The 16,051-nt window shown below is 65.4% G+C and carries 11 protein-coding genes; all 11 read left to right on the top strand.

The window, feature by feature from the left end; translation table 11 throughout:
• The first annotated feature begins 20 nt into the window (after positions 1–20).
• The 11 genes from AC07Y4_RS01915 to AC07Y4_RS01865 all read left to right on the top strand — a co-directional run bounded on the left by AC07Y4_RS01915 (position 21) and on the right by AC07Y4_RS01865 (position 16,015).
• A complete protein-coding gene (locus tag AC07Y4_RS01915) occupies positions 21–1,796 on the top strand; it encodes a carboxylesterase/lipase family protein (protein ID WP_495274109.1) in 1,776 nt (591 codons plus the stop codon).
• 91 nt (positions 1,797–1,887) lie between these two features.
• Positions 1,888–3,762, top strand: coding sequence for a CocE/NonD family hydrolase (locus AC07Y4_RS01910; protein ID WP_487846927.1), 1,875 nt, complete (start codon positions 1,888–1,890; stop codon positions 3,760–3,762).
• Between the two features lie 114 nt (positions 3,763–3,876).
• Positions 3,877–5,520: a 3-(methylthio)propionyl-CoA ligase gene (locus tag AC07Y4_RS01905; protein ID WP_070060678.1), complete on the top strand. Its 1,644-nt coding sequence runs from the start codon at positions 3,877–3,879 to the stop codon at positions 5,518–5,520.
• Between the two features lie 140 nt (positions 5,521–5,660).
• A complete protein-coding gene (locus tag AC07Y4_RS01900; RefSeq protein ID WP_062471303.1) occupies positions 5,661–6,890 on the top strand; it encodes a branched-chain amino acid ABC transporter substrate-binding protein in 1,230 nt (409 codons plus the stop codon).
• 201 nt (positions 6,891–7,091) lie between these two features.
• Positions 7,092–8,333: a branched-chain amino acid ABC transporter substrate-binding protein gene (locus tag AC07Y4_RS01895; RefSeq protein ID WP_062471306.1), complete on the top strand. Its 1,242-nt coding sequence runs from the start codon at positions 7,092–7,094 to the stop codon at positions 8,331–8,333.
• An 83-nt stretch (positions 8,334–8,416) separates the two neighbouring features.
• Positions 8,417–9,370: a branched-chain amino acid ABC transporter permease gene (locus tag AC07Y4_RS01890; RefSeq protein ID WP_095745331.1), complete on the top strand. Its 954-nt coding sequence runs from the start codon at positions 8,417–8,419 to the stop codon at positions 9,368–9,370.
• A 4-nt stretch (positions 9,371–9,374) separates the two neighbouring features.
• Positions 9,375–10,700, top strand: coding sequence for a branched-chain amino acid ABC transporter permease (locus AC07Y4_RS01885; RefSeq protein ID WP_487846928.1), 1,326 nt, complete (start codon positions 9,375–9,377; stop codon positions 10,698–10,700).
• Entirely contained in the window at positions 10,701–11,477 is a 777-nt protein-coding gene (locus AC07Y4_RS01880) for an ABC transporter ATP-binding protein (RefSeq protein ID WP_062471315.1), read from the top strand. It begins immediately after the preceding gene.
• Between the two features lies 1 nt (position 11,478).
• Positions 11,479–12,174: an ABC transporter ATP-binding protein gene (locus tag AC07Y4_RS01875; RefSeq protein ID WP_062471318.1), complete on the top strand. Its 696-nt coding sequence runs from the start codon at positions 11,479–11,481 to the stop codon at positions 12,172–12,174.
• A 237-nt stretch (positions 12,175–12,411) separates the two neighbouring features.
• Entirely contained in the window at positions 12,412–14,514 is a 2,103-nt protein-coding gene (locus AC07Y4_RS01870) for a 3-hydroxyacyl-CoA dehydrogenase NAD-binding domain-containing protein (RefSeq protein WP_487846929.1), read from the top strand.
• A 25-nt stretch (positions 14,515–14,539) separates the two neighbouring features.
• The gene (locus tag AC07Y4_RS01865; RefSeq protein ID WP_487846930.1) at positions 14,540–16,015 is read left to right on the top strand and encodes a M20 family peptidase; all 1,476 of its coding nucleotides are present in this window, start codon (positions 14,540–14,542) and stop codon (positions 16,013–16,015) included.
• The last annotated feature ends 36 nt before the right edge of the window (positions 16,016–16,051 follow it).

Here is a 16,051-nt window from a genome sequence, read left to right as displayed (position 1 = left end):
CCACGGTCGCCACCGTTGCGATGGCGCGCGCCATCGCAACGGTGGCGACCGTGGCCGCCGCGGCGGCACTCGCGGCCTGCGGCGGCGGTTCGTCGGGGGCGACCGCCTTTCCCGTGTTGCCGCCGGCTCCGGCACCCGCGCCTGCTCCGGCGCCCGCCGCGGACGGCCCGATGGTGCGCCAGACCACGGCCGGCAAGGTCGAGGGCACGGACGACAGCGCCAGGAATGGCACCTGGTCCTGGAAGGGCGTTCCGTTCGCCCAGCCGCCGGTCGGCGCGCTGCGCTGGCGCGCACCGGTCGAGCCCGAAGCCTGGACCGGCATCCGCCCGGCCAAGGCCTTCGGCAACGCCTGCCTGCAGATCGGCCGGCTCTTCAGCCCCGGCACCAGCAACACCTACGACGCCACCATCGGCACCAACCTGGGCAAGCCGGTCGGCAGCGAAGACTGCCTGTTCGTCAACATCTGGCGCCCGGCCACCACCGAGAAGAACCTGCCGGTGCTGCTGTTCATCCATGGCGGCAGCAACATTTCGGGTTACACGGCCGATCCGCTGTACGACGGCGCGGCGCTGGCCAAGGCCACCAACGCGGTGGTCATCACCGCCAGCTACCGCCTGGGCATCCTGGGCTTCCTGAACATGCCGCAGCTGCGACCGGGCGGCACGGCGGGCGACGACTCGGGCAACTTCGCGCTGCTGGACAACATGGCGGCGCTGCGCTTCATCCAGGGCAATGTCGCCAACTTCGGCGGCGACCCGGGCAACGTCACGCTGTCGGGCGAATCGGCCGGCGCGACCAACCTGCTGGCGGTGATGACCTCGCCGATGGCCAAGGGCCTGTTCCACAAGGCCTTCGAGATGAGTGGCGGCATTTCGCTCAAGACCAATCTGCCGCCCGGGACGCTGCCGACGCTGCAGCCGGCTTCGGCCTCGTTGACGCAGGGCCAGACGATCCTCGAAAAGCTGCTGGTCGCCGACGGCACCGTGGCCGATGAAGCGGCGGCCAAGGTGTACATCGGCACGCGCTCGCCGGCGCAGATCGCCGAGTACCTGCGTGCGCAAGAGGGTGGGGCGCTGCTGACCAAGGTCACGGCAGCCGGGCAGGGCAACGTGGCGCCGATTCCCGATGGCACGGTGTTGCCGGCGGACCCGATCGGCGCCATCGCGGCCGACAAGTACGTCAAGGTGCCCATGCTCGCGGGCAACACGCGCGACGAGGGCAAGCTCTTCGCGTCGCTGCTGGGCACCATCGGCTTCCCGACGTCGGGCTGGATCGTCACCGATGCCCCGCGCTTCTCGATGATGTTCAACTTCAACCCCGATGCTGCGCCCACGCTCACGGTGAACCACATCATCGACCCGTTCTACCTTCCGGTAGACAAGGCCGGCACCGGCTACAACGCGGCCACCGCGCTCATCACGAAGGGGCTGTTCGAGGCCAACCGCGACAACCTGCTCAACACCATGAAGACGCGCCAGTCGAACATCTGGCACTACCGTCTCGACTGGTCGCAGGAGGCCGCGCCGTGGAACGATGTGTACGGCGCCGCGCACGCCTTCGACCTGCCGTTCGTGTTCGGCAACTTCGAGGGGTCGCTGCTCAGCAACGTGATGGGCGGCAAGGCCAACGAGAAGGGGCGCGTGGCGCTGTCGAGGGCCGTCATGGCCAGCGTCGGGGCCTTCATGCGCAACGGCGATCCGAACACGCCCGAGCTCGGTGCCACCTGGGGAACGTGGCCCTCGCAGTTGCTGCTCGACGCCACGCCCACCGCCACGAAGATCACCGCGGCGCCCTGAGACAGGGGATCGCCGTCCTGCCCCGAGACGCGCCTGGGCAACGCGCGCCATCCATCAAAACGATCACAGAGACAACACCATGAGGATTTCCATGCCCCCCCGCCGATGGCGCCTTGCCGCGTCGCTGCTTGCCACCCTGGCGGGCCTTGCGGCCTGCGGTGGCGGTTCGTCGGGCGGCAGCGGGTTCAGCTTCTTTCCGCCCGCCGCCGAAACGCCACCCGCGCAGCCGCCGGTCACGCCCGAGACGGGCCCGGTCCGCAAGTGGGGCTACATCACGCTGCCCGACGGCAACCGGATGCGCTACTCGCTGCTGCTGCCCAGCGGAGGCAACGCCACCTATCCGCTGCTGGTCGAGTACGACGGCTACAGCTCGGGCTCGGCCCCGAACATCGGCCAGCGCTGGCTGGCCGAGGGCTATGCGGTGATGGGCCTGAACGTGCCGGGCACCGGCTGCTCGACGGGCGAAGACCAGGTCTTCGACGCCAGCACCGGCGCGGCCGGTGCCTTCGCCCTCGAATGGGCCGGCAAGCAGCCATGGTCGAACGGCAAGATCGGCATGATCGGCTACTCGTACTCGGGCTACAACCAGCTGTGGGTGGCCGCGCACCGGCCCAAGGGCCTGCTGGCGATCACGCCCAGCAAGAACGTGACCGACCCGTACCGCGACGTGGGCTACCCGGGCGGCATCAAGAACGTCGGTTTTCCCGCGCAGTGGTGGGGCGGCTTCCCGGCCACCTGGAACCGCGCGGCCGCGCTGGCCGCCAAGCTCGACGGCGACACGGAGTGCGCCAAGACCGTGGCCGACAACATCGAGAAGCTCAAGCGCCCCGATCTCGACCTGACCAAGTGGCTCGAGAACCCGTATGCCGACGGCCTCTACGTGAAGCGCAGCGCGTTCTACGAGACCGGCAAGATCGACATTCCCGCACTGGGCACCCAGTCGTGGCAGGACGAGCAGATCGGCCCGCGCTCGGGCTACTACGAAGACACCATGGCGCCCGAAAAGATGTGGCTCGTCAGCTCCAACGGCGACCACCACACCAACGTCACCTCCGACTACATCGACGGTACGCTCAAGCGCTTTCTCGCCCATTTCGTGAAGGGCGAGGACAACGGTTTCGAGAAGGAGCCGCACGTGCGCCTGCTGCAGGAAATGCAGCAGACCGACCAGAAGGCGATCAACGGTGCCGCCAAGCTGAAGCAGACGGCCGTGGCCGAGTTCGACCGCCTGCCGGTCAAGGTCAAGCCGATGCGCTTGTGGATGCAGCCGGGCGGCGGGCTCGGCGACGCGAAGCCGACCGCCGGCGCGGCCTCGTCCGACTACCGGTATCCGGCCAAGAGCCCGGTGGTGAACAACCCGGCCGCCGAAGGCTGGCAGGCCGTGGCCGACACGGAGAAGGACGGCCAGCTCACCTTCACCACCGCCGCATTGCCCGAGGACCTGAGCTTCTACGGGGAAGGCTCGGCCGACCTGTACCTGAGCGCCACCGCCGACAGCACCGACCTGCAGGTCACGGTGTCGGAAGTGCGCCCCGACGGCAAGGAGATGTTCGTGCAGCGCGGTTGGTTGCGCGCCTCCAAGCGGGCGCTCGACGCCAGCCGCTCCACCGAGCTGCGCCCCTTCGGCGACTTCACCCAACCGAAGGAAGCGCCGCTGCAGTCCGGCCAGCCCAACCTGGTGCGCATCGAGATCCAGAAGTTCGCCCATGTCTTTCGCGCCGGCTCCAGCATCCGCGTGACGGTGGACTCGCCGTCGCAGACCGGCTTCTGGCTGTTCGGCAACGACACGAGGCCTTCGACCAACACGCTGTGGCACCAGGGCGCGAACGCGTCGAGCATCGTGCTGGGCTACGTCGCCTACCCGCATGCGGCCGCGCTGCCCGAGTGCGGCAAGACGCTGCGCCAGCCGTGCCGCACCAACGTGGTGACGGTGCCCGCGGGCACCGGTCCGAAGGCGCCCACTTGAGCCGCTTCGTTCAATCATGCAGTGCGGGTTTGTGTCATTGTGCAAGTGGCCGAAGCTTGCGTGAATCTCTCGTTCGCAACGCTTTTTGAAGTCATTTCACATAGGAGTCCGTAGATGCTGGGTTTGATGCAAGACCAACCGCTTTTGATCTCGTCGCTGATCGAGTTCGTCGAGCGCCACAACGGCGACGGCGAGATCGTCTCGCGCCGTGTCGAGGGCGATATCCACCGTTGCACCTGGAGCGACATCGCATCGCGCGCCAGGCAGGTGGCCAATGCGCTGGATGGCGAGCAGCTGCTGTTCAGCGACCGCATCGCCACCCTGGCCTGGAACGGCTACCGCCACCTGGAGCTGTACTACGGCGTGAGCGGCAGCGGCCGCGTGCTGCACACCATCAACCCGCGCCTGCACCCCGACCAGATCGCGTGGATCGCCAACCATGCCGAAGACCAGATCCTGTGCTTCGACCTGAGCTTCCTGCCGCTGGTGCAGGCGGTGCATGCGCGTTGTCCCACGATCCGGAAATGGGTTGCACTGTGTGACGCCGACAAGCTGCCGGCCGACAGCGGTGTGCCCAACCTCGTGAGCTACGAGGCCTGGATCGGCACGCAGTCCACCACCTACGATTGGCCCACCTTCGACGAGAACTCGGCCTCGAGCATGTGCTACACGAGCGGCACCACGGGCAACCCGAAGGCCGCGCTGTACAGCCACCGCTCGACCATGCTGCATGCCTACGCTGCCGCGCTGCCCGATGTCATGCGCATCTCGGCGCAAGACTCGGTGCTGCCGGTGGTGCCGATGTTCCACGTCAACGCCTGGGGCATTCCGTACTCGGCCGCGCTGGTGGGCTGCAAGCTCGTGTTCCCGGGCCCGTCGCTGGACGGCAAGTCGGTGTACGAACTCATCGAGTCCGAAGGCGTGACCTTCGCGGCCGGCGTGCCCACCGTGTGGCAGATGATGCTGGGCCACATGCAGACCAACGGCCTGAAGTTCAGCAAGCTGAACCGCACCGTCATCGGTGGTTCGGCCTGCCCGCCGGCCATGATCACGGCGTTCCAGGAGAACTACAACGTCGAGGTGCTGCATGCCTGGGGCATGACCGAGATGAGCCCGCTGGGCACGCTGTGCACGCTGAAGAACAAGCACCTGTCGCTGCCCGCCGACGCACAGCTGCAGATCCGCATGAAGCAGGGTCGCGCCATCTTCGGCGTCGACATGAAGATCGTCGACGGCAACGGCGACGAGCTGCCCTGGGACGGCAAGGCCTACGGTGACCTGTTGGTCAAGGGCCCCTGGGTCGTCAAGGAGTACTACAAGGGCGAGGGCGGCAACCCGCTGGTCGCCGACGCCGCGGGCCGGGGCTGGTTCCCCACCGGCGACGTGGCCACCATCGACGCCGAGGGCTACCTGCAGATCACCGACCGCAGCAAGGACGTGATCAAGTCCGGCGGCGAGTGGATCAGCTCCATCGACATCGAGAACATCGCTGTCGCGCACCCGGCCATCGCCATGGCGGCGTGCATCGGCGTGTTCCACCCCAAGTGGGACGAGCGCCCGATCATCGCCGTCGTGAAGAAGCCCGGCGCCGAAGTCACCCGCGAGGAGCTGCTGAAGTTCTACGAGGGCAAGACCGCCAAGTGGCAGATCCCCGACGACGTGGTGTTCGTGGAGGCCATCCCGATCGGCGCCACCGGCAAGATCCTCAAGACCAAGCTTCGCGAACTGCTCAAGGACTACAAGCTGCCGGGCCTCTGAAGCACGGCCAAAGCCCACCCGCACTGTCGCGCACGCGATAGGAAGGCCGCCCCGGCGGCTTTCCTTCCGGGCATTCCCTGTGCGGCGAAGAAAAGGGCGCTTGTACGCTGGCGTCCCGCCTTTCAACCAGGAGACTCTTCATGCACTTCGGTATCAAGTCAGTGGCCGCCTGCGCCATGTTGGTGAGTGTTTCAGCGTCGTTCGCCCAGAAGGGCGAGACCGTCAAGATCGCCTGGCTGGACCCGCTGTCGGGTCTCATGGCGGCCGTGGGCACCAACCAGCTCAAGACGACCCAGTACCTGGCTGACGAGTTCAACAAGAAGAATGCGTCGGGCGTGAAGTTCGAGATCATCGCGATCGACAACAAGCTGAGCCCGCAGGAGACCACCGCGGCGCTGCGCTCGGCGCAGGACCAGGGCGCGCGCTACATCACCCAGGGCAACGGCTCGGGCCCGGCGCTCGCGATCATCGATGCAGTCGAGAAGAACAATGCGCGCAATCCCGGCAAGGAACTGCTCTACCTGAACTATGCGGCGGTCGATCCCGACCTCACCAACAGCAAGTGCAGCTACTGGCACTTCCGCCTCGATGCCGACACCTCCATGAAGATGGAAGCGCTGACCACCTGGATGAAGGACCAGGCCGACATCAAGAAGGTCTACATCCTGGGCCAGAACTACTCCCACGGCCAGCAGGTGTCCAAGTTCGCCAAGGACAACCTCAAGACCAAGCGCCCCGACATCCAGATCGTGGGCGACGACCTGCACCCGCTCGCGCAGGTGCGCGATTTCTCGCCCTATATCGCCAAGATCAAGGCCTCGGGCGCCGACACGGTCATCACCGGCAACTGGGGCTCCGACCTCTCGCTGCTCATCAAGGCGGCGAACGACTCGGGGCTGGACGTCAAGTTCCTCACGTACTACGCACCGGGCGCCGGCACGCCCACGGCCATGGGTGCCACCTCGGCCGGCAAGGTCTACACCGTGGCCTATGCCCACTACAACATGGGCGGCGAAATCCAGCGGCTTCTGACCGGCTACAAGAAGAAGATGAACGACGACCTGACGCAGTCCTCGATCTATCACACCTTCGCATTGCTCGATGCCGCGTTCGTGCAGACCAAGTCGACCGACCCCGTCAAGGTGGCCGCGGCGCTCGAAGGCATGAAGATCAAGAGCTTCAACGGCGAGGTCGAGATGCGCAAGGCCGACCACCAGCTGCAGCAGGGCCTGTACATCTCGCGCTGGGAGAAGGCCAGCGCCAAGTACCCCTACGACGCCGAGAACACCGGCTACACCAACGTCCCCGTGAAGTATTACGAGTCGTATGTGGCGAGCACGCCCACGACCTGCCAGATGAAGCGCCCCTAGGCGTCTTTGTGAACGCATTTCCTACCCATCGGTAGAAGATACCTACCGCCGGGTAGCAAAAGAAGGAAATGCACTGTCGCCTGCGCGATAGATACGTGCCTTTGCAGCCCCTTCCTTACGGGCATTCCCTGAGGGGTGGGGTGGCAAAGACTTGTACGCTTGTGCAGCGTTTTTGATATCGGTTTGACCAGGAGATATAGATTGAAGTTCGCTCTGAAGATCGCTACCGCCGCCGTGCTCGCGGCAAGTGCCACCGGTGCCCTTGCCCAGAAGGGTGAGACCGTCAAGATCGCGTGGCTGGACCCGCTGTCGGGCCTGATGGCGGCCGTCGGTACCAACCAGCTCAAGACCTTCCAGTTCCTGGCCGAAGAATTCAACAAGAAGAACGTGGCCGGCGTGAAGTTCGAGGTCATCGGCATCGACAACAAGCTCAGCCCGCAGGAAACCACCGCCGCGCTGCGCTCGGCCATGGACCAGGGTGCGCGCTACGTGGTGCAGGGCAACGGCTCCGGCCCGGCGCTGGCCATCATGGACGCGCTCGAAAAGCACAACGCCCGCAACCCGGGCAAGGAAGTCGTGTACTTCAACTACGCGGCCGTCGATCCCGACCTGACCAACAGCAAGTGCAGCTACTGGCACTTCCGCCTCGACGCCGACACCTCCATGAAGATGGAAGCCCTGACCACCTTCATGAAGGACCAGGCCGACATCAAGAAGGTGTACCTGATCAACCAGAACTACTCGCACGGCCAGCAGGTCGCCAAGTACGCCAAGGACAACCTCAAGACCAAGCGCCCCGACGTGCAGATCGTCGGCGACGACCTGCACCCGCTGGCCCAGGTGCGCGACTTCGCGCCCTACATTGCCAAGATCAAGGCCTCGGGCGCCGACACCGTCATCACCGGCAACTGGGGTTCCGACCTGGCGCTGCTCATCAAGTCGGCCAACGACGCGGGCCTGAACGTCAAGTTCTACACCTACTACGCCGTGACCAACGGCACGCCGACCGCCATGGGCGCGGCCTCGGACGGCAAGGTCTACATGGTGGGCTACAGCCACTACAACGCGCCGGGCCCGATCGCGCCGATGATGAACGAGTTCAAGAAGCGCTTCAACGAAGACCTGTACACGACGTCGCCGTACACCGTGTACGCGATGCTCGCCGAAGCCTTCGTGCGCACCAAGTCGACCGACCCCGTGAAGGTGGCGGCCGCCATGGAAGGCATGAAGTTCAAGAGCTTCAACGGCGACGTCGAGATGCGCAAGTCCGACCACCAGCTGCAGCAGGGCCTGTGGATCACGCGCTGGCAGAAGGCCGACGCGAAGAGCCCGTACAGCCCGGAAAACACCGGCTACACGCTGGCACCGGTCAAGTACTACGAGCCCTACGTCTCGAGCACGCCCACCTCGTGCCAGATGAAGCGACCCGGCGGCGCCTCCTGATCGCCTGCTGATCGCCCCCTGACCGGTCGAGGCCCGACTTCAACACTCGGGCCTCTTTCTTTTTCAACCGACACGGAAGACCGATGAACGTCGAATTCTTCGTCATCTCACTGCTCAACGGCGTCAGCTACGGCCTGCTGTTGTTCATGCTGAGCTCTGGCCTTACGCTGATCTTCAGCATGATGGGTGTGCTCAACTTTGCACACGCCAGCTTCTACATGCTGGGCGCCTATTTCGCCTACACCCTGTCAGGCATCGTCGGCTTCTGGCCCGCGCTCTTTCTCTCGCCGCTGCTGGTGGGTGCACTGGGTGCGGCCTTCGAACGCTACAGCCTGCGCCGGGTCCACAAGTTCGGCCACGTGCCCGAGCTGCTGGTGACCTTCGGTCTTTCGTACCTCATCCTCGAGCTGGTCCAACTGGTCTGGGGTCGCTCCACGGTGCCCTACGGCCTGCCCGAGGCGCTGCAGGGCCCGCTGTTCTCGCTGTACGGCACGCAGTTCCCCAAGTCGCGCTCGTTCATCATGCTGGTGGCGATGCTGATGCTGGTGTCCGTGTGGCTGCTGCTCACGCGCACCCGCATCGGCCTGGTGATCCAGGCGGCGCTGAAGCACCCCGACATGGTCGAGGCGCTGGGCCACAACGTGCCGCGCGTGTTCATGCTGGTGTTCGGCGGCGGTGCCGCGCTGGCCGGCCTGGCGGGCGTGATCGGCGGCAACACCTATGTCACGGAGCCGGCCATGGCCGGTTCGGTCGGCACCATCATCTTCGTGGTGGTGGTGGTCGGCGGCATGGGCTCGCTGGCGGGCGCCTTCCTGGCGTCGCTGCTGATCGGCATCATCCAGACCTTCGCCGTTGCGCTGGACCACTCGCTGGCCACCGCGCTGCAGGCCCTGGGCGTGGCCGTGAGCGACCAGACCTTCGGCTACGAGCTGCTCAAGCTCACCATCTCGCAGGTCGCACCGATCCTGCCGTACCTGTTCCTCGTGCTGATCCTCATCTTCCGCCCGAAGGGTCTTCTGGGCACCCGGGAGGACTGACACCATGACCACCGCAACCACCACTTCACCGACGACCCCGACGCGGTACTACCGCTTCAAGCCCTGGAACATCGGGCGCTACCTGGTCTGGGCGCTGTTCGCCCTGGTGCTGATCATCTCGCCGATGCTGTTCAAGAGCAGCCTGGCGCTGACGATGCTCTCGCAGATGGGCTACCTGATCATCATCTGCCTGAGCTACAACATCCTGCTGGGGCAGGGCGGCATGCTGAGCTTCGGCCATGCCGTGTACACCGGCCTGGGCTCGTTCATCGCCATCCATGCGATGAACCTGGCGACCAAGGGCGGCCCGACGATTCCGCTGGTGCTCATTCCGCTCGTCGGCGGTCTGGCGGGGATGTTCTTCGCCATCCTGCTGGGCTTCGTGACCACCAAGAAGTCGGGCACCACCTTCGCCATGATCACCATGGGCATCGGCGAGCTCGTGGCCTCGATGGCGTTGATGTTCCCCAGCTTCTTCGGCGGCGAGGGCGGCATCACCACCGACCGCGTGTACGGCCCGAGCTTCTTCGGCTTCACCTTCGGTCCGCAGATCCAGGTGTACTACCTGATCGCCGCGTACTGCTTCGTGTGCACCGCCCTGATGTATGCCTTCACCGGCACGCCGCTGGGCCGCATGCTGAACGCGGTGCGCGACAACCCGGAGCGCGTGGAGTTCATCGGCTACAACACGCAGCGCGTGCGCTACTTCGCGTTCATCATCGCGGGCTTCTTCGCCGGCATCGGCGGCGGCCTGGCCTCGATCAACTTCGAGATCGTGAACGCGGCCGACAGCCTGAACGCCATCCGCTCGGGCGGCTACCTGCTGTTCACCTTCCTGGGTGGCGCGGTGTTCTTCTTCGGCCCGATCATCGGCGCGGTGCTGCTGGTGTTCGCCTCGATCCTGCTGTCCGAACTGTCGAAGGCATGGCAGCTGTACTTCGGCCTGGTGTTCGTGTTCATGGTGATGTTCGCCCCCGGTGGCATCGCCAGCCTGGTCATGATGAACCTGCGCGTGGCCAAGTTCGGCAAGTTCAACCGCTTCTGGGGCCTGTACGCCGCGCTCGCCGTGGCCCTGGTGCCGGTGGTGGTCGGTGCTGCCGCGCTGATCGAGATGATCTATCACATTCAGCTCAACGCGGCGATGGGCCCGGACCTGAAGTTCTTCGGCACCATGCTGAACACGGCGGGCGTGACCAGCTGGCTGGGCGCCATCGCGATCCTGGCCGTCGGCCTGGGCCTGCTCGAGGTGGCTCGGCGCCGCTTCGTGCGCGTCTGGGGCCAGGCGCAGGAAGAGATCGAAGCAGAAATCAAACGTCGGGAGGCGGCGTAAATGAGCGCGCAATACGCATTGGAACTGAAGGCGCTCCGCAAGAATTTCGGCAAGACCGAAATCATCCGCGGCGTGGACCTGGCGGTGAAGGCCGGCGAACGCATCGCCGTGATCGGGCCGAACGGCGCGGGCAAGTCGACGCTGTTCAACCTGATCAGCGGGCGGCTCACGCCCACCAGCGGCGAGGTGCTGCTCAACGGCCAGCGCATCGACGGCAAGAAGCCCTATGAAATCAACCGCCTGGGGCTGTCGCGCAGCTTCCAGATCACCAACATCTTCCCGAAGCTCAGCGTCTTCGAGAACCTGCGCTGTGGCGTGCTGTGGAGCCTGGGCTACAAGTACACCTTCCTGCGCTTTCTCTCGAACCTGGACGACGCCAACGCGCGCACCGAAGAGCTCATCAAGCAGATCGGCCTGGAGCGCAAGCGCGACGTGCATGCGGTGAACCTCACCTATGCCGAGCAGCGCGCGCTCGAGATCGGCGTGACCATCGCCGGCGGCGCCGGCGTGATCCTGCTGGACGAGCCCACGGCCGGCATGAGCAAGACCGAGACCTCGCACTTCATCTCGCTCATCAAGCACGTCACCGTCGGCAAGACGCTGTTGACGGTGGAGCACGACATGGGCGTGGTCTTCGGGCTGGCCGACAAGATCGCCGTGGTTGTGTATGGCGAAGTCATCGCCTTCGACACGCCGGCTGCCGTGCGCGCCAATGCGCGCGTGCAGGAGGCTTACCTCGGCTCCTCGGTCGCCGATGCACAGGGGGCGGGACACTGACATGCTGAAGCTTCACGACATCCACGCCTACTACGGCAAGAGCCATGTGCTGCATGGCGTTTCCTTCGACGTCCGCCCGGGCGAGATCGTGGCCCTGCTGGGCCGCAATGGTTCGGGCCGCTCGACCACCGCCAAGGCCATCATGGGCCTGGTGCATGCCGAGGGCACGCTGCAGTGGAAGGGCGGCGACATCCTGCGTCGCAAGGCCTACGAGATCGCGCACATGGGCATCGGCTACGTGCCCGAGAACCGCGACATCTTCCCCAAGCTCACGGTGCACCAGAACCTGCTCCTGGGGCAGAAGGGCTCGGGCAAGGGCAGCCGCTGGTCGTTCGACGACATGTACGGCATGTTCCCGCGCCTGAAGGAGCGCCAGCACACCGAGGCCGGCGTGCTCTCGGGCGGCGAGCAGCAGATGCTCACGCTGTGCCGCACGCTCATGGGCGACCCCGACCTGATCATCATCGACGAGCCCACCGAAGGCCTCGCGCCCAAGATCGTCGAGCTGGTGGGGCAGTACCTGCGCACACTGAAAGACAAGGGCATCTCGGTGCTCCTCATCGAGCAGAAGCTCACCATCGCGATGCAGATTTCGGACCGCGCGCTCGTCATGGGCCACGGCAGCATCGTGTTCGACGGGACGCCCGACAGCCTGCGCGCTGACGGCACCACCCGCAGGGAGTGGCTGGAGGTTTAAGCAAACCCCCAGGCTTCGCGCACTTCGTGTCGCGCGCGCCAACCCCCTTGCAGGGGGCAACACCTGCGGCCCGGCAAAGCCGGTTCCGCGGTGTTCCTGGAAAGTCCGGCTCTCTCTTGAGGCCCTTGTCCCGACAGCGACTGCGTGCCATTGTTCGGCCACGCAAAACGCCTAGAATCTTCGAAAAAGAACACTCGTGCTTTTTCTTCTTTTTCTTCACACACCAAGGAACGCAGCATGACGGCTGAATACAAAGTGCTCGGCGATGTCGCCGTGATCACCCTGACCAACCCGCCGGTCAACGGTCTCGGCTTCTCGACACGCATCGGCATCACCGACGGCCTGTCCAAGGCCAATGCCGACAGCGCCGTCAAGGCCATCGTCATCACCGGCGCCGGCAAGGCGTTCTCGGGCGGTGCGGACATCAAGGAATTCGGCACGCCCAAGGCGCTGCAAGAGCCCAACCTGCTGAGCGTGATCCTCTCGCTCGAAGCCTCGCCCAAGCCCATCGTCGCAGCCATCCACTCCGTGTGCATGGGCGGCGGCCTCGAACTGGCCCTGGGCTGCCACTACCGCGTGGCCGCACCGGGCACCAGCGTGGCACTGCCCGAAGTCAAGCTCGGCCTGCTGCCGGGCGCCGGTGGCACGCAGCGCCTGCCGCGCGTGATCGGCGTGGAAACCGCCCTGAACATGATCGTCAGCGGCGAGCCCGTGAAGAGCGAACTGCTCGCCAGCCTGCCGGGCCAGAAGCTGTTCGACAAGCTGGCCGCCTCGGCCGAATCGGTGTTCGACGACGCCGTCGAGTTCGCCAAATCGGTCGCTGCCAAGGGCGGCGAGCTGCCGCTGGTGCGCAACCTGCCGTGCAAGCACCCGCAAGGCGATGCCTACTTCCAGTTCGCCAAGAACATGGTCGGCGGCATGTCGAAGAACTACCCCGCGCCGCTGAAGTGCGTCGACGCCGTGCAGGCCGCGACCAAGATGAAGTTCGACGACGGCATGGCCGAAGAACGACGCCTGTTCACCGCGCTGATGTTCACGCCCGAATCGCTGGCCCTGCGCCACCTGTTCATGGCCGAGCGCGCCGCGAGCAAGATTCCCGACGTGCCCGAAGACACGCCCAAGCGCGAGATCAAGGCCGTGGGCGTGATCGGCGCCGGCACCATGGGCGGCGGCATCTCGATGAACTTCCTGAACGCGGGCATCCCCGTCAAGATCCTCGAGATGAAGCAAGAGGCGCTCGACCGCGGCATTGCCACCATCAAGAAGAACTACGAAGCCCAGGTCAAGAAGGGCAAGCTCAAGCAGGACAAGTACGAGCAGCGCATGGCGCTTCTGAGCACCACGCTGAGCTACGACGACCTGAAGGACGCCGACCTCATCATCGAAGCGGTCTTCGAAGAAATCGGCGTCAAGGAAAAGGTCTTCAAGGAACTCGACCGCGTCGCCAAGAAGGGCGCCATCCTGGCCTCGAACACCTCGACGCTCGACGTCGACAAGATCGCCTCGTTCACCGACCGTCCGCAAGACGTCGTCGGCATGCACTTCTTCAGCCCGGCCAACGTGATGAAGCTGCTCGAAGTGGTGCGCGGCAAGGCCACGTCCAAGGACGTGCTGGCCACCGTGATGGCCATCGGCAAGAAGATCAAGAAGACCTCCGTCGTGTCGGGCGTGTGCGACGGCTTCATCGGCAACCGCATGATCGAGCAGTACAGCCGCCAGGCCGGCTTCCTGCTGGACGAAGGCGCCACGCCGCAGCAGGTCGACAAGGCCATCGAGAAGTTCGGCTTCGCCATGGGCCCGTTCCGCATGGGCGACCTGGCCGGCAACGACATCGGCTGGGCGATCCGCAAGCGCCGCGCCGTCGAGCGCGCCGACATGAAGTACAGCCGCACGGCCGACAAGCTGTGCGAGCTGGGCCGCTTCGGCCAGAAGACCGGGGCAGGGTGGTACGACTACCAGGCCGGCAAGCGCGACGCCATTCCGTCGGAACTCGTCAACAAGATGATCGAGGACCACCGCAAGGAACTGGGCATCACACCGCGCAAGATCTCCGACACGGAAATCGTGCAGCGCCTGGTGTTCGCCCTCGTCAACGAAGGCGCGCACATTCTGGAAGACGGCATCGCCTCCAAGTCGGGCGACATCGACATGGTGTACCTCACCGGCTACGGCTTCCCGATCTACCGCGGTGGCCCGATGCACTACGCCTCGCAGGTCGGCCTGTACAACGTGGCCGAGACGATGAAGCGCTTTGCGCAGAACCCGCGCGACGACGCCGAGTTCTGGCAGCCCGCACCGCTGATCCAGAAGCTGGTGGCCGAAGGCAAGTCCTTCAGCTGAGTCTGAACTGGGATCAAGACCGCCCATGTTGAAACGCATCTTCCTCGGGCTGCTGCTGGTGCTCCTGGCACTCGTGGCGGCCGTGGCGGTCAAGACCTGGACCACGCCATCGCAGCAACTCGCGGTGGCGCCCGCACCCAAGCTGGACATCGACCTGCAGGCAGCAGCCAAGCGGCTGTCCACGGCGATCACGTTCCGCACGGTGTCGAGCATGGACGACTCGGCGGCCAACGCGGCCGAGTTCGACAAGCTCCACGCTTACCTCGAACAGCAGTACCCCAAGGTCCACGCCACCCTGAAGAAGGAAGTCGTGGGCAACAAGGCACTGCTCTACACATGGACCGGCACCGACCCGTCCGCCAAGCCCATCGCACTGATGGCGCACCAGGACATGGTGCCCATCGCCCCCGGCACTGAAAAAGCCTGGACGGTCGACCCCTTCGCCGGTGAGATCAAGGACGGTTTCGTCTGGGGCCGCGGCACGCTCGACAACAAGAGCAATCTTTTCGCGCAGATGGAAGCCATCGAGCTGCTCATCGGCGCCGGCTTCAAGCCGAAGCAGACCGTCTACCTGGTGATGGGCGACGACGAAGAAGTCAGCGGCCTGCGCGGCGCGCTGCCCATCGCCGAACTGCTCAAGTCGCGCAACGTGCGCTTGGACTGGGTGCTCGACGAAGGCCTGCTGGTGCTCGACGGCGTGCTGCCCGGTCTCTCGAAGCCCGCAGCGCTCATCGGCCTGGCCGAGAAGGGCTACGGCACCTTCTTCCTGTCGCTGGACACCGCCCCCGGCCATTCGTCGATGCCGCCGCAACACAGCGCCATCGGCAGCATGAGCGCCGCATTGGCCCGGCTCGAAGCCAACCTGATGCCCGGCGGCATCAAGGGCGTGGCCGGCCAGATGTTCGGCGCGCTCGCGCCCGAAATGAGCGGCGTCAACCGCGTGATGCTGTCCAACCTGTGGCTCACCGAGTCGCTGGTGCGCGGCCAGCTCGAGAAGAGCCCGAGCAGCAACGCCATGCTGCGCACGACCACGGCGCTGACCATCGTGCGCGCCGGCAACAAGGACAACGTGCTGCCCGGCCGCGCCGAGGCTGCCGTCAACTTCCGCATCCTGCCGGGCGATAGCATCGCGAGCGTCGAGGCGCACCTGCGCAAGACGCTGGCCAACGACGACATCAAGATCAAGCAGTACCCCGGCAACTCGGAGCCGTCGCCCGTGTCGCCCACCGACAGCACCGGCTACCGTGCGATCCAGCAGGCGGTGCGCCAGAGCTTCCCCGATGCCGTGGTGGCACCCGGCCTCATGACCGCCGCCACCGATTCGCGCCACTTCAGCCTCGTGAGCGACGCCGTCTTTCGCTTCTCGCCGTTCCGCGTGAAGAGCGAAGACCTGGCGCGCTTCCATGGCAACAACGAACGCCTGGCCATCTCGAACTACGGCGAGATGATCGGCTTCTATCACCAGCTCCTGAGCAACACCAACGCTGCTCCGGCGCAATGACGACCCCGTCTTCTCCCTCTTTTCCCTTCCATCTTC

The organism is Variovorax sp. GW460-12-1-14-LB1 (genome assembly GCF_059423605.1).
The sequence above is the reverse complement of the archived record's forward strand: the minus strand, read 5'-3'. Positions and strand labels throughout refer to the sequence as shown.

Excerpts from the sequence above, each read along its gene's own strand:
- AC07Y4_RS01915 (WP_495274109.1), top strand. The coding sequence starts at position 21 with ATGGCGCGCGCCATCGCAACGGTGGCGACCGTGGCCGCCGCGGCGGCA.
- AC07Y4_RS01910 (WP_487846927.1), top strand. The coding sequence starts at position 1,888 with ATGCCCCCCCGCCGATGGCGCCTTGCCGCGTCGCTGCTTGCCACCCTG.
- AC07Y4_RS01905 (WP_070060678.1), top strand. The coding sequence starts at position 3,877 with ATGCTGGGTTTGATGCAAGACCAACCGCTTTTGATCTCGTCGCTGATC.
- AC07Y4_RS01900 (WP_062471303.1), top strand. The coding sequence starts at position 5,661 with ATGCACTTCGGTATCAAGTCAGTGGCCGCCTGCGCCATGTTGGTGAGT.
- AC07Y4_RS01890 (WP_095745331.1), top strand. The coding sequence starts at position 8,417 with ATGAACGTCGAATTCTTCGTCATCTCACTGCTCAACGGCGTCAGCTAC.
- AC07Y4_RS01885 (WP_487846928.1), top strand. The coding sequence starts at position 9,375 with ATGACCACCGCAACCACCACTTCACCGACGACCCCGACGCGGTACTAC.
- AC07Y4_RS01880 (WP_062471315.1), top strand. The coding sequence starts at position 10,701 with ATGAGCGCGCAATACGCATTGGAACTGAAGGCGCTCCGCAAGAATTTC.
- AC07Y4_RS01875 (WP_062471318.1), top strand. The coding sequence starts at position 11,479 with ATGCTGAAGCTTCACGACATCCACGCCTACTACGGCAAGAGCCATGTG.
- AC07Y4_RS01870 (WP_487846929.1), top strand. The coding sequence starts at position 12,412 with ATGACGGCTGAATACAAAGTGCTCGGCGATGTCGCCGTGATCACCCTG.
- AC07Y4_RS01865 (WP_487846930.1), top strand. The coding sequence starts at position 14,540 with ATGTTGAAACGCATCTTCCTCGGGCTGCTGCTGGTGCTCCTGGCACTC.